This window comes from Niastella caeni (genome assembly GCF_004834005.1).
Classification (GTDB): domain Bacteria; phylum Bacteroidota; class Bacteroidia; order Chitinophagales; family Chitinophagaceae; genus Niastella; species Niastella caeni.
Genome location: NZ_STFF01000001.1, coordinates 1,450,502 through 1,471,102, shown reverse-complemented (window position 1 = coordinate 1,471,102; position 20,601 = coordinate 1,450,502). Strand labels below are relative to the sequence as shown.

The window sequence follows — 20,601 nt, the reverse complement described above, 5'->3', positions numbered from 1 at the left end:
GGTGAATCCCGACGAAGCTTTGCTTATCGGGATGCCGACCGTAAGCGTCGGCATGGTCAATGGTGAAAGGGCAGCGAGCAAATAATTACAGTTACAATTTACCAGTTTCAGGGCCTTGAAATTTGTAACCCCACCTTTCGTACTGCATCCTGCAAAATAGCCTTACAACCTGCAACCTGGAACTTGTAACCTTTCTTCCTGCTTCTTCCTTTTTCTTCGTAATTTAACGCCCTAATTTTAAAAAGGGTTAAACAGCTTGATATGTCATTTCCTTATCAGATAAAATCAGTAGACCAATACAAAGCGGCTTATGATAAAAGTGTGAACGACCCGGAAGGCTTCTGGGGTGAAATAGCATCTAGTTTTTATTGGCGTAAAAAATGGGATAAAGTACTGGAGTGGGATTTCAAAAAGCCTACTATTAAATGGTTTGCCGGCGGCAAGTTGAATATTACAGAGAACTGTCTCGATCGTCACCTTAACACTTTAGGCAATACACCTGCTATTATATGGGAATCAAATGATCCCGAAGAACCCAACCGCGTGTTAACCTACCGCGAACTGCACGCCAAAGTGGTGCAATTTGCCAACGTACTAAAAAATAATGGCGTACAAAAAGGCGATCGCGTTTGTATTTATATGGGCATGGTACCTGAACTGGCTATTGCCGTGCTGGCCTGTGCGCGTATCGGCGCTATTCATTCCGTCGTTTTTGGCGGTTTTAGCGCACAAAGCATTTCCGATCGCCTGCAGGATGCAAAGGCCGAATTTGTAGTTACCTGCGATGGTGGTTTCCGTGGAAATAAAGAAATACCGCTCAAGAGTGTCATTGACGATGCCCTGGTACAATGCCACTTTGTAAAACGGGTGATCGTATTAACAAGAACGCGTACACAGGTTTCCATGATCGAAGGACGCGATGTTTGGTGGGAAGAAGAGATCAGGAAAGTGGAAGCGCAGGGCAATCCTGATTGTGTGGCGGAAGAAATGGATGCGGAAGACATGCTGTTTATATTATACACCTCCGGTTCAACCGGTAAACCCAAAGGGGTAGTGCATACCTGCGGTGGCTATATGGTGTATACCAATTATAGTTTTGTAAACGTGTTTCAATACCAGCCGGGCGATGTTCACTTTTGCACGGCCGATATTGGCTGGATAACCGGTCATAGTTACATCGTATATGGCCCGTTAAGCGCCGGTGCTACTTCGCTGATGTTTGAAGGAATTCCTACCTGGCCCAATGCAGGCCGGTTTTGGGATATAGTTGATAAATACAAAGTAAATGTTTTGTACACGGCGCCAACAGCCATCCGGTCATTGATGGGCTTTGGCCTTGATCCTGTAAAAGGACATAGTCTTGATTCAGTGAAAGTTTTAGGTACCGTAGGCGAACCCATTAATGAAGAAGCATGGCATTGGTACGATGAGCAAATTGGTAAAAAGAAATGCCCGATTGTTGATACCTGGTGGCAAACTGAAACCGGTGGTATCCTTATTTCCAATTTAGCCGGTGTTACACCGGCCAAACCGGCCCACGCTACGTTGCCTTTACCAGGCGTTCAGCCATTACTGGTCGATGAAAACGGGAAAGAAGTTACCGGTAACTCGGTAAGCGGCAACCTTTGTATCAAATTCCCCTGGCCGGGTATGCTGCGCACAACCTATGGCGATCATGAACGTTGCCGTGTGAATTATTTTGCCACGTACGAGAATTTGTATTTTACCGGCGACGGTTGTTTGCGCGATGAAAATGGTAATTATCGTATAACCGGCCGGGTTGATGATGTGCTGAATGTAAGCGGTCACCGCATTGGTACAGCTGAGGTGGAAAATGCCATTAACATGCATGCGGGGGTAGTAGAAAGCGCGGTGGTAGGTTATCCGCACGATATTAAAGGACAAGGCATTTATGCATTTGTTATTTACCAGGGAACGCATGGTGATGATGCGCTGGCCCGGCAGGATATCACTAAAACGGTATCAAAGATCATAGGCGCCATTGCCAAACCCGATAAAATTCAATTTGTAAGTGGATTGCCTAAAACAAGAAGCGGTAAAATTATGCGCCGGATCTTACGCAAGATTGCCGAAGGTGAAATTGATAAACTGGGCGATACTACTACTTTGTTAGATCCTTCTGTGGTAGATGAAATAGCAAAAGGAAGATTGTGATCAATGCTTTATAATGAGGGGCTGACCAGTTGATGGCAAGATGGTTTAATTATTAGATGGCTGAGGCTAAGAATTGTTCTGCAGATCTTGAATTCCCGTAAGGTTAATCGTTCAACGAATAACCATCAAGCAATCTGCCTGCCGGCAGGCAGGATTAACCATCAAGCAATTCCAAAATTAAAACCTCCAATGGGGATACCAACGTCTTTATCTTCAAAATAGCAGGTATATGGCAGTTCCTTTAAAGATTGATTTTAAGAACCTGTATGAAATAGATAATATTTCAACCGATCTGCGGTACAGTAGTTTTAAAACCAGTGTGAAGTCTGGTAAGGAAATTCCCCTGGTAGTTAAAATAAGCAACGAATCACATGCCCTGTTGCCCAACGTTTATAACCTGGCATTCGGTCCACTGAATTCGAAAGGTAAGATCAATGATAAAGCTGAACTCAACCATACCGATTATTCGAAGGTGTTTTCAACCATTTTGTTTTCAGCATTTGCCTATTTAAAGAACAATCCGGGCCATTACCTGGGGATCGATGGTTCGGATAATGCCCGGGCCTATTTTTATTACCGGGCAATTCAGCGGAACTTCAGGTACCTCGATCAGCATTTCCGGATGTTTGGCATCAAGTATTTTGTTCGGATTACCCGGTTTGGAAAGACCCAATACGATAATCCCTTTGATTTTGAAGATATTATGCCTTATCCGTTCAGAATTGATAAAGGTTTTAAGATTTCGCAGGACCAGATGTACAATTACTTCATTTTTAACTTAAAGGAATAGGGCCTGTGTATAAAAGATCGAAAAAACTATGTAAATTTGGTTTCTATGTAAATTGGTAACAATGAATAAAACGATAGAACGCAAACTGGCTGCTCTTAACAAAAAAGCCAAAGAAGATGGCAGAAAAGCAGAGGCAAAGGCTCCTGTTAGTTCTTCGTTACATAGAGTGATCAAAACCAAAGAACAGGCTAACCTGTTTATGAAACTGCTGAAAGAAGCATAATTTATTTTCCTGCCTGCAGCCGCTTTTCGCGCATAACTTTCCTGAGATAATTTAATACAGATGTCCATTCTATTATGATCATTCAGGCATTGCTACCGCAGAAGAAGAAACTTATCTAATCTTTATTGATGCAAATGATAATGGGAGTAAAGAGAAAACCCCACTGGCTGGAGGGTGTGGGGTCTTCATAGAGACGGAAACATTGACCGTTTTCTAAAGCCAATGCTTGTATGGATTGTATTGTCTCACATGTTTGGATCCCGCTCTGCGGGATATATGACCATGCAATATACGGGTGAAATATCAAACAGGTTGGTCAATACCTGTTAATAAATATCAACATGACAACAAAAAGTTATGGATAGTTGCGGCTGTCCATAAAATAAAAGACAAATTAGTAATAATACTAAGTGGTATTGCGTAAAAACATTTATTGGGTCTTCGTAAATGCACCTTAATGAGGCTGCTTACGAAAATAGCAAGTCACAACTTATAGATCGTGTATTTATCTTTTGATAATAACCTTTGACCCAACTGGCAGGATTTCATCCAGTTCATCGAGGTCTTCATTTTTTAAAGAAACACAACCATTGGTCCAGTTGGTGAAATCATCAACCACCAGGTCGTCATGCGGCCAGGTGCCATGTATGGCAATACCACCGCCGATTTTAGCGGTTTTAGGAATTACTCCTTTGGCTTTGCGTTCTTTGAATTTGCTCCAGCTTTCCTGGGTAGGAAAATCCAGCATGAGCATTTTATGCCACTTCTGGTGAGGTTTTTTATAAGTGATCTTGAAAGTGCCTTCGGGGGTGCGGCGATCGCCTTCCACAAGTTTGTCTGAGAGATCTTTGCTACCAAATACAACGGGATACGTGGCGTACCAGCCTTCTGCGTCAAATACCTGCAATTCATAATCAGATTTATCTACCACAACATACACCTCGCCCATTGGCTTCGATCGCAATAAATTCTTTTTAATAACCCTTCTTTCAATGGTTTTAAATGCCGCTAATCCTGTAACGGAAATAATGATTAAGCCTGCAAAGAGCCATTTAGATTTCATAAGTAAACCTGGTTTAAGCGTAAAGACCAAGCAAATGATTAATGGGTTTAAAAATAAAAAAAATTTGTTTTCAATTACCCGGATGTGGATAATGGGATAGTCCACATATCAAAACGTCGCTTACCAATTCTTATTTTTTTGTAGTGGGCTTTTAACAGAATTTTTTATTGGCAATACTTAGGCTAAAATAAATGCCGTTGAAAATCAAGTGATCGCAGGCAGGGTATGGATAATCAATGTTGCAAAAATAAAAAACCGGTATTTTTCAATACCGGTTCTGTTCATGGCTATGATAATTAATCTACCAGTTACTTAAACGTAATCCGAAATTATAAGGTGTTTGATCGAGCCCTTTTTCAAACATGCTTTGCGAAGCAAGCGAACCGTATAATTTTACCGGCCCTAAACTTAATTCACCGATGTAAGACAATTTCCAGGGGCGCAGATCGAAATCATTGCGTTCTTTTTCTTTACCATCTGTATTGGTGATGGTTTTTTGCCGGCTCGAATACAGGTAGCCACCGCTGGCGCCTATACTAAAGCCAAACCCTCTTTTTCTATGTGGCGTGAAGTTAAAGTTCACCATAATGGGCACGGTAATATAATCGGCGGCCAGTTTATTTTTTGAATAGTTCTTGGTGTTATCGTATACTACCTGAGTGGGATTCGTATTGAATTTTATCGGTGCTTTATAGCGATAGTTATTCAGTTCTACACCTAAACCATATTTCAGGTTCACCACGTTATGAGAGATGTTCAGTTTTTGCATGAACGCCCAGATGTTTACGTTCACCGATTTGCCGGGGCGTAATTTAAAATCGTCTTTATCGAGGCCGGGCGCAAAGCTATTACCGGTATAATTTGTTTTATCATCGTAATTGGCAAAACCAAGGTCAACGATCCACCAGTTTGTACTTACGCGTGAGTTCTTGCTTTTACGATTATATGTTTTGGCTTCATCCTCTTTTTCTTTGTCCTTGTCGCGACTTTTCTTTTTAATAATGATCATTCCGCCTACGCGAATGGTATCGCTTTCTCTTTCTTTTCCGGTTGAGTCTGTTTGGGCCAGGCCAGTAAAGTACATACTAATCCCTGCCAGGAGTATAATTACCTGTTTCATCTTTACTTTTTTTAACTATTTAATGGTATTATTTTAATGCTATTTCAAGGTTGGCTATGCGTATGCCTCCTTTGCCATTGTCTTCGGGGTTGGTAACCTTATCAACTACCCGCGATACTTTGCGGAAAAAGCCTCGCAACGGTGTTTTATTTATTTGTGTAGTTAAAACTGCCGTATGTGACTGATCAGGTTCAATATCTGGAGTTTCTTCTACTATTGTATTAACCGCTAATGGTGCATTGATAGTGCGTTTTAAAATACCGCCCTTAACAACTATTTTTTCATTCGAATTGTCAACAGCTACTTCAACCGGTTTTGCTTTAATAGCGATATCGATATTTTCAGGATCCTTCACCAGTTGTTGTTTGCTTACTTGTTTTACGTATGAGGGTTCTTGAATGTTACTGGCATCTGAAATATTTTTTTGAATGAGCTTGTCTGTAACTACGAGTTGCTCTTTGTTTGTCCTGGAATCAGGATCTAATTCAGGAATAACAGGAGCACTGTCGGCTACTGTTTCCGGTGTGTCGGGAGAAATAATTTGTTGTTCTTTTCCCTGCAACGGCGTAACTACTTTCAGGGATGGTTTTGTTGACGCATCTTTACTGGCTACTTCTTTATTATTGGCATTTTGTACTGATATATACCAGGCCAGGCTGCCGATAACAAGAAATGCAATGGCTGCCGCCGTAAACCGCCACCAGGGAAAGGCGACTATTTTATTGTCATCTTCTTCTGTGCGGTACAGGTATGTTTTATCAGGGAAAGTAATGGTGCTGTCGGGCACCAGCTTCGCCTGTTGTATCAGTTCAAATGCCGACTGGTATTCGGGGTGTTGAAATACGAACTGTTCAACTATATCTTTTTCTGCATCTGTTAATTCATCATCGGCATACAGTACAAAGAAGGTTGAATAATTGTGCTCATTTATCTGTTCCTGTTCGTTCAAACCTTTCAGTAAGCTTTCCTTATTTTCAAAAACGATGTGTTCATCGGCACGTAATACCGATTGTTGCAACATAACCAGTTCCTCTTCCAGGTCGGGATTTTGTTGTATGAAGCTTTCAACGGCTTTGCGTTCAGCAGCGTTCAGCTCATCATCTACATACATTACAAAATATGCCTCGTAATTATCACGGGTAATAACTTCACGCTGTCCGCCACCGGCATAAGCAGAGAAATCATCTGTTCTTATATGATAAAAATTAAATGACATTTTCAGGTTTTACCAGATAGTTTTTTAATTGAATACGGGCCCGGTGAAGATATACTTTTACCTGGCTTTCGTTAAGTCCGGTAATTTGTCCGATCTCTTCATACGAGTACCCCTCATAATCTTTCAGCAATACCAGCGCCCGTTGTGTTTCGTTTAACCGGCTCAGTGCTTCTTCCAGGATCTTACGGGTATTATGCATTGGTTTGTCATATACCTTTGTTTCTTCCCGGAATTCATCGCGTAACTGAATACGTTTTACTTTTCGAAGGTGATCGATCATTTGGTTATAAGCAACCGTAAACAAGTAACTTTTGCATCGGGCATTTTCTACATCCGCTCTGTTGCGCCACATTTTTTCAAATGCAGCCTGAACAACATCCCGGGCATCCTCTTCATGGCGAAGGTTTTTAAGGATGAACCGGTACACGTTGTCCGCATACTCAGCTACACATTGATTGTATTCTTTTTCGGTCATAAGCAGAACCTGTCTGTTATTCTGTTTGTATTGGTGTGGTACGTACCAGGATGTAAATAGTTACAACGATTTCAAAAAATAAAAAGATCCCGCCGTAAAGCGGGACCTTTTATATTGAAATGTTGATTGTCATAATGTTAGTAATGAGAATTTGCAGCGATGGCCCGGCTAAGCGACTCCCAGATAATAAAATCGCTCTGACTTTTATTATCTCTGCCATTACAGCATTCTTTGTTTGATTTGATACACTCCCGGCCTGCCGGCTTTTTTGAAGTATGGGTTGTGGCAAAAACAAATATTCCAGCCAAGGCCACCAATAGTATGAGGGTTGAACGGATAAAGTTTTTCTTCCACATAATGAGTCGTTTTGTATTATAAGACGAAGTTATTGGGATTTTGTTACAGTTTTTATAAGAAAAAGTTAGAATTATTTTCCGTCGTATTTGATATTTCGCAAATGCGAAAACTAAGTAATACGATATGAAGGGTTTATGCCACTGGTGTTTGAACAAACTTCAAATTCTTACATTTGTGACATTACAAAAAACTACATGCTCCATGAATGAAAAATTAGTAAAACGCCTGGCCGGTGAGCTGGCAGAGATCAAGGCTGCCGGTTTGTATAAAACAGAGCGTATTATTGAATCGCCGCAAGGCGCTGAAATTAAGGTGAATGGCAAAACGGTGCTTAATTTTTGCGCCAATAATTACCTCGGCCTCTCCTCTCACCCCAAAGTAATTGAAGCTGCTAAAAAGTATGTTGACTACCGGGGTTACGGTATGAGCAGTGTACGCTTCATTTGCGGCACGCAGGATATTCATAAAGCACTGGAAGAGAAAATATCTGCCTTTTTGGGTACTGAAGACACAATTCTGTACGTAGCAGCCTTTGATGCTAACGGCGGGGTGTTTGAACCCTTGTATAATGAGCAGGACGCCATTATTTCCGATGAACTGAACCATGCATCTATTATAGATGGCGTTCGGTTGTGTAAGGCCCAACGGTACCGCTATAAGCACAATAATATGGCCGACCTGGAGGAGAAATTAAAAGAATCGCAATCGCTCCGTAACCGCATAATTGTTACCGATGGTTCTTTCAGTATGGATGGCACCATTGCCCAGTTAGATACGATTGTTGAACTGGCCGAAAAATATGATGCGGCTATTATGATCGATGAAAGCCACTCCAGCGGATTTTTAGGTAAAACAGGTAGAGGTACACATGAATACAGAGGGGTAATGGGTAAAATTGATATTATCACCGGCACCCTGGGAAAAGCGCTGGGCGGCGCTTCAGGCGGTTTTACCAGTGGCCGTAAAGAAGTGATTGAGATGTTACGGCAGCGTTCCCGGCCCTATTTGTTCTCCAATACACTGGCTCCGGGCATTGTAGGCGCTTCTATTGCCGTGCTTGACCTGTTGAGCGAAACCACCGAATTACGCGATAAGCTCGAGTATAATACCAGATACTTCCGCAGCAAGATGACAGAAGCCGGCTTCGACATCAAGCCCGGCGATCATCCCATAGTGCCTATTATGCTATACGATGCCGTTATAGCCCAGAACTTTGCTGCCCGCTTGCTGGAAGAAGGCATTTATGTAATAGGCTTCTTTTATCCTGTAGTGGCTAAAGGGCAGGCCCGTATACGGGTGCAATTGAGTGCGGCGCATGAACAACACCATCTTGACAAAGCCATTACCGCCTTTGCCAAAATTGGTAAAGAATTAGGCGTGCTTACAGGGGTTGTTGATAAGTTAACAAGTTAATAAGTTCACAGGTTAACAGGTTCAATAGTAAAGTTCGGGAGATGCCTGGAAAATGGTGCCTCCCGGACTTTTTTTATTGCCCTGATGATCCTGCGTAAATCCTGCTATGTTAAGAAGGCCAGGGATGGGGAACCAGGCGTTCCGGTTAAGCGTTCTGCATTACTTCGCCGCGATCATACTTATTTCAACGTTCACATTCCGGGGCAGTCCTTTTACGGCCACTGTTTCCCGGGCGGGAAAATTGCCGGTGAAATACTTGCCGTATACTTCATTCATGGTATTAAAATGCGACATATCGCTAAGGAAAATTGTCGTCTTTACCACATGGCTGAAATCATAACTGGCTTCTGTTAATACCGCTTTCAGATTTTTCATTATTTGGTCGGTTTCGCCGGCCACATCTGTAGCTTCAATAGTGCCTGTAGCCGGGTTAAGCGCTACCTGGCCGGAGATAAATAACAAATTGCCGGCTTGTACTGCCTGGCTATAAGGACCAATAGGTGAAGGCGCATGGGTGGTGTTGATGATGGTTTTTTGCATAACCAAAGATAATCAATAGGCAAAGAATAAAGGCAACAAGGTATAAAGGCAACGAGGGAAGGCAAGCAACATGCCCGGTAATAGGCCTTAGCAATATTCAATTTACAATATGCAATAGCCAATAAACAATTCCCCATTGACCATTCACCATAAAGGTTTTTCTTTGCGGGTAAAATTAAGAACGCCCATGACAGTGGCCATATTAGCCGATGAGCAATTATTACAGGAACTCAAGAGCAAAGGATTGCCGGATGGTATTGATATGATATTTGCTGATTCCATGCGTGCATTGACCATTGCAGAAGCCGATGTATATATAGACCTGTTGTTTGAATTGGATGCGGAAAGAACAGCCCATTTAAAAAAGTTATTGCCTAAACCGGTGATCGTAAATGCGGTAAGCTGGCCAACAAAAAAGCTGGGTGCTGATTTTATTCGAATAAACGCCTGGCCAGGTTTACTGCAGCGGTCTATAACCGAAATTGCCCTGCCGGTCTCCATGACTGAAGCAGACATACAACCTATATTCTCTTCCCTGCATTGGAAATACGTAGTGGCGCCAGATATACCAGGTATGATCACTGCCCGGGTACTGGCTACCATCATTAACGAAGCATATCATACGCTGGGCGCCCAGGTAAGCACCCGGCAGGAAATCGATATTGCCATGAAACTGGGCACCAGCTATCCGTATGGCCCGTTTGAATGGAGCGCTAAAATAGGCTTAACGCGTATTCATGAATTATTAACTGAATTAAGCCATGATGATAAACGTTATATGCCTGCGCCGTTACTTGTTGATGAAGCGAGCAGTTGAGGTTGACGAGCTAACAAGTTGACAAGGTAACAGGTTGATAAAGTTGATAGAGGTAATAAAGAAAGAAGTAAGTAATAGGAAGAAAAGGCAACGAGGCATAAGGCAAACGTCAAACCCGAACTTTATTGCTTTCGACTTTAGGCTTGCAGCGTGTACCTAAAGTTTACAATCAAAAGAATTAATCAAGAATACAAAAGATGATTTTAAATATTGATACAGCCACCGATCAGGCAAGTGTATGCGTCTCATCAATAGACGGAATTGTAATTAGTACGCTTATTAATGAGAACCAGAAAGATCATGCAGCCTGGATACAGATGGCTATCAACACCTTATTACAAAAAGAAGGGTATACCATGCAGCAAATACAGGCTGTTGCCGTTACCCATGGCCCTGGCTCTTATACGGGCTTACGGGTGGGTATGGCTACGGCTAAAGGGTTATGCTTTGCCTTACAAATACCACTCATAACAATTAATACCTTACAGATAATGGCCTATGGCGCCATTAACCAATGGCAGTCATTGGCTGCTCATATGCAACCACCGCTGTGTTATTGCCCAATGATAGATGCACGCCGTATGGAAGTATTTACGGCCGTTTATGATGCGGCGTTACATGAGATCATTTCCCCTAAAGCCATGATCCTTGATGCATTATCCTTTAACGAAGAGTTAAATAATAAGTCACTGGTATGCTTCGGAAATGGCTCTTTTAAGTGGAAAAATGTAAGCAGGTATCCTAACGTTCTATTTATAGATGAAAAAATTGATATTGCTAAAAGCCTTGCTAAACTGGCTTCCAGCCTGTATTTGAGTCAGAATTTTGCCAACTTAGCGTATGCTGAGCCCGTTTATCTAAAAGAATTTTACTCTTATATCAAAAAATGACCAAATGAAACTTTTATCCCCCTTTCATCCCTAGCATATCAATTTTCTTGTAAATTTGATTTTTAGCGTTATCCTATTAAATATCTTAAAAGCTCTGATGTGCACATGAACGTAACAACCAATTACTCCATGGTCTTAAATGCAGATGGTGGGGATGGTGAATCGGTAAAAGTTGACTTCCTGAACCTGAAAAAGGCTGCGATGATACTTCGAGCCTTGAACCACAAGCTGCGTCAACAGATCGTCAAACTGATCGATGAGAACAAGCGTCTTACCGTGACGGAGATCTATGTACGTTTGCGGTTAGAACAGTCCGTTGCATCCCAACACCTCGCAATTTTACGAAGAGCCGGCATCGTGAAAACTGACCGGGATGGTAAATTTATTTACTATTCTGTTAACAGTGCACGGGTAGCTCACATCATGAAATGCGTGGACGACCTCAACATCTGATAAGACGGAGACTCGACAAATTGTTTAAACAGTTAACCTGTAGCCACTATACGGCTATGGGTTAACTTGTTATGGCGTACTTTTGCCTAAAATAAGACTACATGTTTATTAAGCAATTGTATACCGGCTGTTTGAGCGAAGCGGCCTATTACATTGAAAGTGATGGGATTGCGGCTATTGTGGACCCCCTCAGGGATGTTGACAGTTACCTTCAGCTCGCCCGGGAACGGAATGCTACTATCAAATACATCTTTGAATCCCATTTTCACGCCGATTTCGTAAGTGGCCACCTCGATCTGCAAAAAGCTACCGGCGCGCCCATCGTTTACGGGCCCAATACCGAAACCCATTTTCCCATTCACCTGGCTAAAGACGGGGAAATCTTCCAATTAGGCAAAGTATCTATTGAAGTGCTGCATACGCCCGGTCATACGGTAGAAAGCACCTGCTATTTGCTGCGCGATGAAACCAGTAAGCCCCACGCTGTTTTTACCGGCGATACCTTGTTTGTTGGCGAAGTTGGCCGGCCCGACCTCAGCAGCGGCGAAATGAGTAAAGAAGAACTGGCGTCCTTACTATATGATTCATTGAACGGGAAGCTTGCTTCGTTGCCCGATGACGTTATAGTATATCCCGCGCATGGGCCTGGTAGTAACTGTGGTAAAAACCTCGGTCCGGCTACCTCAAGCACTATCGGGGAAGAAAAGCAGTCGAACTATGCCCTGCAATCACAAACCAAAGAGGAATTCATAAAAGCCGTAACAACCGATTTACCGGCAGCTCCACTCTATTTCCCTATTAATGCAAGAATAAATAAAGAAGGCTATGACAGCCTGGATAAGATCATGGAAGCAGCTTTAACGCCATTAAGCCCGGCTGATTTTAAAAAATGGATGGAAAATGAAGATACCATCATACTCGATACCCGTAGCGCCGGCGATTTCACCAAACAATTTGTTCCCGGTTCTATAAGCATTGGGCTCGAAGGGCGCTTTGCAGAATGGGCCGGTAGTTTGTTGCCGTTTGATAAACCCATCATTTTGGTAACCGAGGAGGGTCAGGAAAGAGAAAGCGTGGTACGGTTAGCGCGGGTTGGGTTCTCGCAAATACATGGTTACCTGGCCGGTGGGGTAGAAGCCTGGCGCCAGGCCGGTGAAGAAATTGACCTGATCATTGATGTTGAAGTGGATGAGCTGGCAATGGACATGCCGTACGACGATCACCTGGTAGCGGTAGATGTTCGGCGGGAAGCTGAATTTGCAGATGGCCATGTACGGGGTGCTGTCAATTTCCCCTTAAATGATCTTACCGATCCCGGCTCTATGGCCAATATTGAAGAGTTGCAGAACCTGTACATTTATTGCGGCAGTGGTTATCGCAGCGTTATTGCAGCTTCATTAATGAAGCGGCAGGGCATACATAACCTGCGGAATGTATTGGGTGGTTTTAATGCTATACGAGTTCAGGAAGGTATTGAGATCGTGAAAGATAATAGCGTGCTGAATTAGTGAGTGGTGAGTGAGGGCCTTTAACTCGGCTTCTCCTTTAATAATCGATCCTCCGCAAAGTCAAGGCGGATAAAGATAATAAAACCTATAAGGCTTAGTATTGACTAAAACCTTATAGGTTTTTGTTTTTTTCTTCCACTAACCACTTCCTGCCAGCTGATTACACGTTCACAATGTTGTTCTTGATAGCATACAATACGAGGCCCACCCTGCTTTTTACGTTCAGCTTTTCAAATAATGCATCGCGATAACCGTCGATAGTGCGGGCGCTTAAGAACATTCTTTCTGCTATTTCCTTGTAAGTCATTTCTGTGCAAACCAACTTTAAAAACTCAATCTCACGAACATTCAGAGAAACAAGGCATTTTATTGGTTCGTCTGGTTCATCTAACTGGCTAACAGCATGTATAAGTTTACCGGTGATCAGTTCGGAATAATAATATCCTTTTCGCAAAAGCGGATCAAGGACGCGACGAAATTCTGTAGGATCAATATCTTTCAGGATATAACCTTTGACGCCGCTTTTCATCATACGGATTATTGAGCTCTCACTATCATACATTGACAGGGCAAGGATCTTGATACCAGGATAACTACGTTTAAGCCACAGGGCCGTTTCATAGCCATCCATTCCCGGCATATTGATATCTTGCAATGCAATATCCGGTAAGTACCTGGGTTGTAACTGTTTGATAAAATCTTTTCCGCTATTGGCTTCAAAAAGAACCGCATACGTTTCGAGGCCCCGGATAAGATTGAGATTGGCGAGTCCGTTGCGTAGCAGAATGTGATCATCTACAATGGCCACGCTGGCATTAGTCTTTAGCATAATGGTTAAGGGTTTATGGTGAGGAAAAGGGTAGGAAGAGAATCACGGTAGGTCCTATCGGGGGATACTGGTAAGGTTGTTTTGTGCACCGACTAATTGGGCCTGGCTCTGCATTTCCGAGGCCCTAATTCAAAATTAGGATTTTCATTTATATCCGCAACGTAAATAAATAGCTTATCCCCTATCCGTTATAGTTATTGGCGATACCCTAGTAAGAAATTGATCACGATTAAGAGTTTGTGGGGCCTGATCGCGTAATACGATGTTGTAACTTTCTGTATGAAGTGATTTATTATTGAAGTGTTTCGTGAAACCATGCTGATTAAATACTGCTAATGGACCGCCATTAATCTAACCAGTTGGCCCTGTATTCTTCTTTCCATTCCTTTTTCCAGCGGCGATGGCTCCACAACCACATATCGGGTTGCTGCCTGATAACATTCTCGAGGTAGCGGGCGTAGCGCCGGGTAAGTTCTCCTCTTTCAACAGAAGCTGGTTGATCTTCAGCCAGTGTAAATATTACCTTGTAATATCCACGCCGTGGCTTTTCAATAGAGGCAAAAACAACAGGGATGTTGGACGCCCGGGCACCGGTTTCGGGACCAGCAACGAACCCGGTAGGTTTTCCAAAAAAGTTCAGCCAGAAAGATTTTTCCGGTGCGGATGGCGCCTGGTCGGCAACCAGTCCAATGCAATATTGCCGGTTGCGCCAGGGAAGCATGGCCTTGCGCATATCAGTGGCAGGCAATAATACCGACCCTGATTTGGCGCGGAGTTTTCTGAATAACCGGTCGAATATTTTATTAGTTATGGGCATGTAAACGCCCAGAAAAGTATAGGGCATTATTTTGGCGCCAGCCTGGTTAGCCCATTCCCAGTTAAAAGTGTGCCCCAGGTGGATCTGGCAACTGCGCCCCGTTTTATACAGGTCGCTCAATAATTCCCAATTGCCGCTGACCCGTTTTTGAATATAGGAATCACTGGCCGAAACCATTTTTAAGCTTTCTATAATGGAGTCGATAAAATTATGGTAGAATTTTTTGGCTATTTTTTTTCGCTCAGCCAGGGTTTTTTCAGGAAATGCGATCTGCAGGTTTTCCAGCACCACTTTTCGTCGGTAACCCAAAATGCGGTACACCAATAAATACAAGCCGTCTGAAACGATATATAATACTCGCAGGGGTAATAACGATACCAGGTACAATAAACCGTAAACTATGTAGTACATAAAGCGCAAAGATAGCTTGAATACGGTTTATGGTTTATAGTTTATTGTTTTTGGTTGTTTATCTACCAAACTCATAACTATTTGTAACTCAATCTCGTTGCCTTAAGGTTTTTCCTTCTTTATTTCTCTGTTTCTAATTCTTCATTCCTCATTTCCCTTCATTCACCCAATTTTTCGCTTCCTGCTCTACGTGGTTCAACTCAACCTTTACCTTGAACTTGTTACGCAGGTGGCGGGCCATGGAGTCGGCAGCGTACACACTCCGGTGCTGACCGCCCGTACAGCCAAAACTTACGGTAAGGCTTTCGAACCCACGGCGGATGTAATCTTCAACGGAGATGTCTACAATATCAAATACGCTGTTCAAAAACTCCGACATGCGTGTTTGTTGTTCCAGGAAATCTTTAACGCCTTTATCGCGACCGGTTTGGGTTTTGAATTGCTCCAAACGGCCCGGGTTTAAAATTCCCCGGCAGTCGAACACATAGCCGCCGCCATTACCGGAGGGGTCGGCAGGAATACCTTTTTTGAAAGAGAAGCTTTGCACCCGTACTACCAACGGTGTTTCCTCATCGGCACAAAGCGGGGTGAAGCGGTCAATTATTTCATCACTTACACAAACCTGTAATACCTTATTAAACTCCGGTACGGCAATGCCCAGGTTATGTTCGTTAATGAATGATCGCAGGTTCTTTAATGCTTGCGGTATACTGGTCAGGAACTGGGCCTTGCGCTCAAACAGTCCCCGGAAACCATAAGCGCCCAACACCTGCAGCAGCCTGATGAGCACGTACCCATTATATTGGCTTTTGAACAGGTCGCGGTTCACCTGTTCATTCATGATCTGTTCAAAAGAATCGATATAATCGTTCAGCAGGCTTTCCTTCCATTCGTCGGGCAGGTTGGCGCGCGCCTGCCAGATCATACTGGCCACATCGTATTGCGGAGCGCCCTGCATGCCGCCCTGGTAATCGATAAAGTGTACCGAGTTATCGGGAAGTACCAGTATGTTCCGGCTTTGAAAGTCGCGGAACATGAAGTATTTATATTCTGTGTGTGTGAGGTAATTGCTCAGCGCTTCAAAATCGTCGATCAGCTTTTGTTTGTCGTATGGCTTGCGCAGGGCATCCAGGAAATAGTATTTAAAATACAGCAGGTCGGCCATAATAGCCTGTTTGCCAAATTCCTGGTTGGTTAGGCAGCGGGTATAATCGAGCCCTGCATGGCCTTTTATCTGCAATAGAGCCAGTTGATGCAGGCTTTTCTTGAAAAGGTTATATATTTTGTCGGTAAAACCTTCTTCCTCAAGGCGGTTCAATAAAGAAACATCTCCCAGGTCCTGTTGCAGGTAAATGGTTTTATCTTCCCCTAACGCATAGATCTGCGGCACCGGAAGCTGCTGGTTATAAAAGTGTTGAGAAAAATAGAGGAAGGCTTCATTTTCCGGAATGTTATGGCCATGCGTGGCAATACAGGTTCCGTTTTGGGTATGGATGCGGAAATACCGTCTGTCTGAGCCGGATTGAGGTAATATTTCTATTCGCTCACAGGCTGAGCCGCTCCACTCCGCATACAGTTTATTGATTCCGTCTAATATTGATTGCATAGTGTTATTGGGTCAGTAAAAGTAATGTAATAATGTCATGGGCGAGTGCAAAAAAACGCAGTTAAATTTTCCCCAATCAGGCCGAAGGCCGCAGAAGGGTTCCCGGAAATGAAGGGTATTTCTTTACCTTTTCTTTACCTTTCTTTACTACCCCTGTTATCTTTGCGTCGTACCACGGTCGTACCTGATTTACCTTTTGTTTACCCTTTAGGTAAGAAAAAGGTTATGTTAGGGTAATGTAGGTGTTTAGCAAATACGAGCAACAGGTAAACTTTAGGTAAGCGGGAGGTAAGCAAAAGGTATCCTTCAGGTAAGCAAACTTGATCAAAGTCATTAACTTTAGCCGTTCAGCAACCGAACAGCGCAACACATGAACGAGCTTTTACAATACATTCATTCCCTAACGGCTTTCTCTCCCGAAAGCTTGGCATTGTTGCAACCCGCCTTAACGCAACAAACTTTCAATAAAAATGAACTATTGCTAAAGGAAGGGCAGGTTTGCCGTTCCCTGTTCTTTATTGTTAAAGGTTATTGTAAAAGTTATTATGAAGTTGACGGACTGGTAAAGAACACCGGTTTCTTTTTTGAGAACGAAATAGCCACCAACATCAGCAGCTTTGGCAGCGGGCAGAAAAGTGAATTTAATATTGTTGCCTGTGAGCCATTAACTGTTATCGTTTTTGATAAAGAGAAGCTTTTTCAGGCGGCGCAACAGGCTCCTGAAATTGAAACATTAGGCCGCCATTGCATTCGTTTATTTGCCACCAAACAGGAAGAGTTTTCAAATTTATTTAAACTGTATTCGCCTCAGGAACGCCTTGAGTATATAGAGACCAGGCACCCCGCCATGTTACAAAGGGTTTCGCTTTCCCAGTTAGCTTCATTTTTGGGTGTAGCCCGCGAAACATTGAGCCGCATAAGAAAGCGTCGTTCGCATGTTTGATTTTTGTGACGATCGTCACAGGATGAAGCCGGCGCAGGGTTTGATTTTTGCAGAAAGAATACATTATGCAAAAGCTTCAGAAGATCAACGAAACAACGAATGTAGTTACGTGGTTTGAAATACCGGTAACGGATATCGACAGGGCAAAAACATTTTATGAAACTATTCTTGATATTGCCATGGTTAAGCGGGCCGATGGAAATGATGAATCTGTTTTCTTTCCATACAATCCCAATGTGGTTCAGGCAACAAGTGGCCGCGTAACCGGTGTATTGTCAAAAACCGAAAGGAACAAACCTGCCATCCAAGGAACAATGGTTTATATAAATGCCAGTCCCGATCTGCAATTGGTAGTTGATAAAGTTGAAAAAGCAGGCGGAAAAGTAATTGTACCGCGTATGGAAATACCGGCAGGTTTTATTGCCATCATTATAGATACCGAAGGCAATAAAGTTGGTTTGCACGCCGAAAAATGATTGGCTTAATCATCTTCATCCTCTTCTTCTTCCTTATGCAGTTTTACAAAAGCTGCGCGTTTAGGACCGGGGAAGGGGATGTGATCACCTTTAAGGCCGTGCCACAGTACAATGTTAAACTCCAGGTCGGGCACCGCATCTTCCTTTGTTAAGTTAAAGGTTTCTGACTGTTGTTGCCATTTGTTAAGGGCAACATTTTTTTCATTTAAATCTATATTAGCCGGCAGCGCGTTAAAAGGTTTGCTGTTTGGTGTATTGGTAAAGCAACGCCACATAGGTATTGCAGCAGCATCGTACTGGCTCATGGGCGCTATGCCCAATATCAGTTCTATGGTCCTTAGCATCGATGTGGTTGAGTACATAGTATGGTCAACGTAATTGCGTTTAACCAAACCGCCGGCCACATAAGCCGTGCTGCGATGCGCATCAACATGATCGGCGCCGTTCTGCGCATCGTCTTCAATAATGAAAATCGCACATTCGTTCCAGATAGGGCTTTTACTTAAGTACTCTACAAACAAACCTACTGCCAGATCGTTATCGGCCACATGTGCATAGGGGGTAGGTCTTCCTTTGCGCAAGCCTTCTGTATGGTCGTTACCAAAGCGAACTGAGTTAAACCTGGGCAATTGGTTAATGGCCAGCAGGGAATCAAAATCTTTTTTCCATTGATAAAAGCGGGTCGTATCCCGGGTTGCCATATCCCAGCCGGTATAATAGGTACAGTAGTTACCTTTTAAAACAGGAATATTGGGTTTGTAGTCATCTGCAAATTCGCCATAGGTACGGAAGGTTACGCCGGCCCTTTTGCAATGGTCCCAGAGGAACCCTTTTTTATTATTGGCGATGGCACGATTACCTTCAGCCGCATAAGTGCCGCCGCGGCCGCCATAACTGGTGGGCCAGGTTTTTTCGAGATAATCTGTTGCATAGGCGCCCATGGTCCAGTTATGGCCATCGGCGCTAACCTCGCCATCTACATAAAAGTTATCCAGCAACACAAACTCACGCGCCAGGGCATGTTGGTTAGGCGTATATTGTTCGCCAAATAGAACCAGTTTTTTATCTCCATTGCCTTCGGGCATATCGCCTAACACCTGGTCGTAGGTGCGGTTTTCTTTAATTACATAAAACACATACTTAATGGGGGAAGCATCACCTATCTTCATAGGAACAGGGTTACCTGCTTCACCTTGTGTTTGCAGCTCTTTTCCTTTGTAATACGGTGTATTGTCGTAAACCATTTTTGAATAAGCATTCATTTGTTTTTCCGATGGTTCGTCAATAATGCTTAAGGTGCCTTTGAACAACCCGGCTATGTATTCAACCGTTACCGGCTTTTTGGAATCGCCTTCCTGGTACTTCACTTCTTCCCGCTTTTTAACCGGGTTAGGTCCATTGGGGTTAGGCATGGAAGAAAATCCTTTGCCGTTGGCTACATAAATTTTTCGCCCGATCACTTTTACACTGGTAGGATACCAGCCGGTTGGAATAAACCCTTTTGATGAACTGGCCGCCGGTTTGGTAATATCAAAAACAGCGAGGCAATTGTTGTCAGCATTGGCTATGTACAATGTTTTTTCATTGGCACTCAATGCAAGGCCGTTGGTTGTAGATCCATTGGGGGCATCGGCATACAATGCAGTATTAAAGGTTTCAATCACTTTTCGTTGCAGTACATCGATCACAGAAACGGAATTGTCGTTGGCATTGGCAATGTACAGGTATTTGCCATTTTTTGTTAGGCAGATCTCGTTGGGATTATCGCCCACGGCAATGGAGCCAGCGACGGCCCTGGCGTCGGTATTGAATACAAGCAGCTTGTCGCCACCCCATAACGAGATATACAATTCTTTTTTATTGGGTGATAGGAGGCAGGTGTACGCTTCTGCGCTTAATTGTATGCGTTGTACTGTTTTTTTTGTAGTAAGGTCAATAATGTAAAGACTATTGTCTTCCCGCGTTACCACATACAATAATTTGTTGACGTCGTCTATGTCCAAACCGGCAGGGGAGATCTTTACCGGCCATTTTCCTCCCAGCTTAATAGTATCTTTTAAAACCAGCTTTTTATCGGTAATGGCGTATTGCAGGATCCAGTTATCGTTTCCGCCGGATGCATAGAGGAATTTTTCATCGGCAGAGAATTTCAATCCGTACCAACTCTTTGGGATCACTTCACTATATATTACTTTTTCACTTTTAGCATCGATCAACTGCAACGACTGTACGCTTTGTCCGTTATTGGTAACCGCCAGGTATTTTTTAGAAGGAGAAACGACCAGGTTCAGTGGCAGATCGCCCAATGGTAATGACCTGCCGGCAGGTGATAAAAACCAGCCGTTCGGCAACTTTACTGTTGCAAACGGATTATTGTTGTATGGAGTCGGTTGTGCAATAGCAACAGGTATGCTAATCACAAAAATAACAATAGCTGAAAGTAGCGTCTTTATCATGTGCAGTAACTAAGATGATAAAG

Annotated in this window: 20 protein-coding genes; 10 read left to right on the top strand and 10 right to left on the bottom strand. The window is 43.2% G+C overall.

The window, feature by feature from the left end; all coding sequences use genetic code 11:
- The first annotated feature begins 261 nt into the window (after nt 1-261).
- The 3 genes from acs to FAM09_RS30640 all read left to right on the top strand — a co-directional run bounded on the left by acs (nt 262) and on the right by FAM09_RS30640 (nt 3,188).
- On the top strand, nt 262-2,175 hold the full coding sequence (acs, locus tag FAM09_RS05835) for an acetate--CoA ligase (RefSeq protein ID WP_136576105.1): 1,914 nt from the start codon (nt 262-264) through the stop codon (nt 2,173-2,175).
- 229 nt (nt 2,176-2,404) lie between these two features.
- A complete protein-coding gene (locus tag FAM09_RS05830; RefSeq protein ID WP_136576104.1) occupies nt 2,405-2,965 on the top strand; it encodes a DUF6934 family protein in 561 nt (186 codons plus the stop codon).
- 61 nt (nt 2,966-3,026) lie between these two features.
- Entirely contained in the window at nt 3,027-3,188 is a 162-nt protein-coding gene (locus tag FAM09_RS30640) for a hypothetical protein (RefSeq protein WP_153825442.1), read from the top strand.
- A gap of 505 nt (nt 3,189-3,693) precedes the next feature.
- Here the strand turns inward: FAM09_RS30640 and FAM09_RS05825 are convergent.
- The 5 genes from FAM09_RS05825 to FAM09_RS05805 form a co-directional block, all read right to left on the bottom strand.
- Nucleotides 3,694-4,251, bottom strand: coding sequence for a L,D-transpeptidase family protein (locus tag FAM09_RS05825; protein ID WP_136576103.1), 558 nt, complete (start codon nt 4,249-4,251; stop codon nt 3,694-3,696).
- A gap of 301 nt (nt 4,252-4,552) precedes the next feature.
- On the bottom strand, nt 4,553-5,371 hold the full coding sequence (locus FAM09_RS05820; RefSeq protein ID WP_136576102.1) for an outer membrane beta-barrel protein: 819 nt from the start codon (nt 5,369-5,371) through the stop codon (nt 4,553-4,555).
- 28 nt (nt 5,372-5,399) lie between these two features.
- Nucleotides 5,400-6,587, bottom strand: a complete 1,188-nt coding sequence (locus FAM09_RS05815) for an anti-sigma factor family protein (RefSeq protein ID WP_136576101.1) — start codon at nt 6,585-6,587, stop codon at nt 5,400-5,402.
- Complete coding sequence (locus FAM09_RS05810) at nt 6,577-7,062, bottom strand: RNA polymerase sigma factor (RefSeq protein ID WP_136576100.1); 486 nt, start codon at nt 7,060-7,062, stop codon at nt 6,577-6,579. Before FAM09_RS05810 ends, FAM09_RS05815 begins: the two co-directional genes overlap by 11 nt.
- A gap of 137 nt (nt 7,063-7,199) precedes the next feature.
- Nucleotides 7,200-7,418: a hypothetical protein gene (locus tag FAM09_RS05805; RefSeq protein ID WP_136576099.1), complete on the bottom strand. Its 219-nt coding sequence runs from the start codon at nt 7,416-7,418 to the stop codon at nt 7,200-7,202.
- 202 nt (nt 7,419-7,620) lie between these two features.
- On the opposite strand from FAM09_RS05805, the gene kbl reads away from it, so the two are divergent.
- A complete protein-coding gene (kbl, locus tag FAM09_RS05800) occupies nt 7,621-8,832 on the top strand; it encodes a glycine C-acetyltransferase (protein WP_136576098.1) in 1,212 nt (403 codons plus the stop codon).
- 159 nt (nt 8,833-8,991) lie between these two features.
- On the opposite strand, the gene FAM09_RS05795 is transcribed toward kbl, so the two are convergent.
- Nucleotides 8,992-9,372, bottom strand: coding sequence for a RidA family protein (locus tag FAM09_RS05795; protein ID WP_136576097.1), 381 nt, complete (start codon nt 9,370-9,372; stop codon nt 8,992-8,994).
- 136 nt (nt 9,373-9,508) lie between these two features.
- Between FAM09_RS05795 and FAM09_RS05790 the strand changes: the two genes are divergently transcribed.
- The 4 genes from FAM09_RS05790 (at nt 9,509) to FAM09_RS05775 (ending at nt 13,040) form a co-directional block, all read left to right on the top strand.
- Nucleotides 9,509-10,189 (top strand): 3-hydroxyacyl-CoA dehydrogenase family protein, encoded by a 681-nt coding sequence (locus FAM09_RS05790; protein WP_136576096.1) that lies wholly within the window; start codon nt 9,509-9,511, stop codon nt 10,187-10,189.
- Between the two features lie 197 nt (nt 10,190-10,386).
- Entirely contained in the window at nt 10,387-11,079 is a 693-nt protein-coding gene (gene tsaB, locus FAM09_RS05785) for a tRNA (adenosine(37)-N6)-threonylcarbamoyltransferase complex dimerization subunit type 1 TsaB (protein ID WP_136576095.1), read from the top strand.
- Between the two features lie 105 nt (nt 11,080-11,184).
- On the top strand, nt 11,185-11,532 hold the full coding sequence (locus FAM09_RS05780; RefSeq protein WP_136576094.1) for an ArsR/SmtB family transcription factor: 348 nt from the start codon (nt 11,185-11,187) through the stop codon (nt 11,530-11,532).
- Between the two features lie 101 nt (nt 11,533-11,633).
- Nucleotides 11,634-13,040 carry an MBL fold metallo-hydrolase gene (locus FAM09_RS05775; protein ID WP_136576093.1) on the top strand — a complete coding sequence of 469 codons (1,407 nt, stop codon included), beginning with the start codon at nt 11,634-11,636 and terminating at the stop codon, nt 13,038-13,040.
- A gap of 160 nt (nt 13,041-13,200) precedes the next feature.
- Here the strand turns inward: FAM09_RS05775 and FAM09_RS05770 are convergent, their stop codons facing one another.
- The 3 genes from FAM09_RS05770 to FAM09_RS05760 all read right to left on the bottom strand — a co-directional run bounded on the left by FAM09_RS05770 (nt 13,201) and on the right by FAM09_RS05760 (nt 16,703).
- Entirely contained in the window at nt 13,201-13,869 is a 669-nt protein-coding gene (locus tag FAM09_RS05770; RefSeq protein ID WP_136576092.1) for a response regulator transcription factor, read from the bottom strand.
- 346 nt (nt 13,870-14,215) lie between these two features.
- Nucleotides 14,216-15,097 (bottom strand): lysophospholipid acyltransferase family protein, encoded by an 882-nt coding sequence (locus FAM09_RS05765; RefSeq protein WP_136576091.1) that lies wholly within the window; start codon nt 15,095-15,097, stop codon nt 14,216-14,218.
- 148 nt (nt 15,098-15,245) lie between these two features.
- The gene (locus FAM09_RS05760; RefSeq protein ID WP_136576090.1) at nt 15,246-16,703 is read right to left on the bottom strand and encodes a RapZ C-terminal domain-containing protein; all 1,458 of its coding nucleotides are present in this window, start codon (nt 16,701-16,703) and stop codon (nt 15,246-15,248) included.
- A 370-nt stretch (nt 16,704-17,073) separates the two neighbouring features.
- Here FAM09_RS05760 and FAM09_RS05755 point away from each other — a divergent pair, with 370 nt between their 5' ends.
- Nucleotides 17,074-17,646, top strand: a complete 573-nt coding sequence (locus FAM09_RS05755; protein ID WP_136576089.1) for a Crp/Fnr family transcriptional regulator — start codon at nt 17,074-17,076, stop codon at nt 17,644-17,646.
- A gap of 65 nt (nt 17,647-17,711) precedes the next feature.
- Nucleotides 17,712-18,122 (top strand): VOC family protein, encoded by a 411-nt coding sequence (locus FAM09_RS05750; protein ID WP_136576088.1) that lies wholly within the window; start codon nt 17,712-17,714, stop codon nt 18,120-18,122.
- Nucleotides 18,123-18,127: 5 nt separating this feature from the next.
- Here the strand turns inward: FAM09_RS05750 and FAM09_RS05745 are convergent, their stop codons facing one another.
- A complete protein-coding gene (locus FAM09_RS05745) occupies nt 18,128-20,578 on the bottom strand; it encodes a bifunctional YncE family protein/alkaline phosphatase family protein (protein ID WP_136576087.1) in 2,451 nt (816 codons plus the stop codon).
- Nucleotides 20,579-20,601 lie beyond the last annotated feature (23 nt).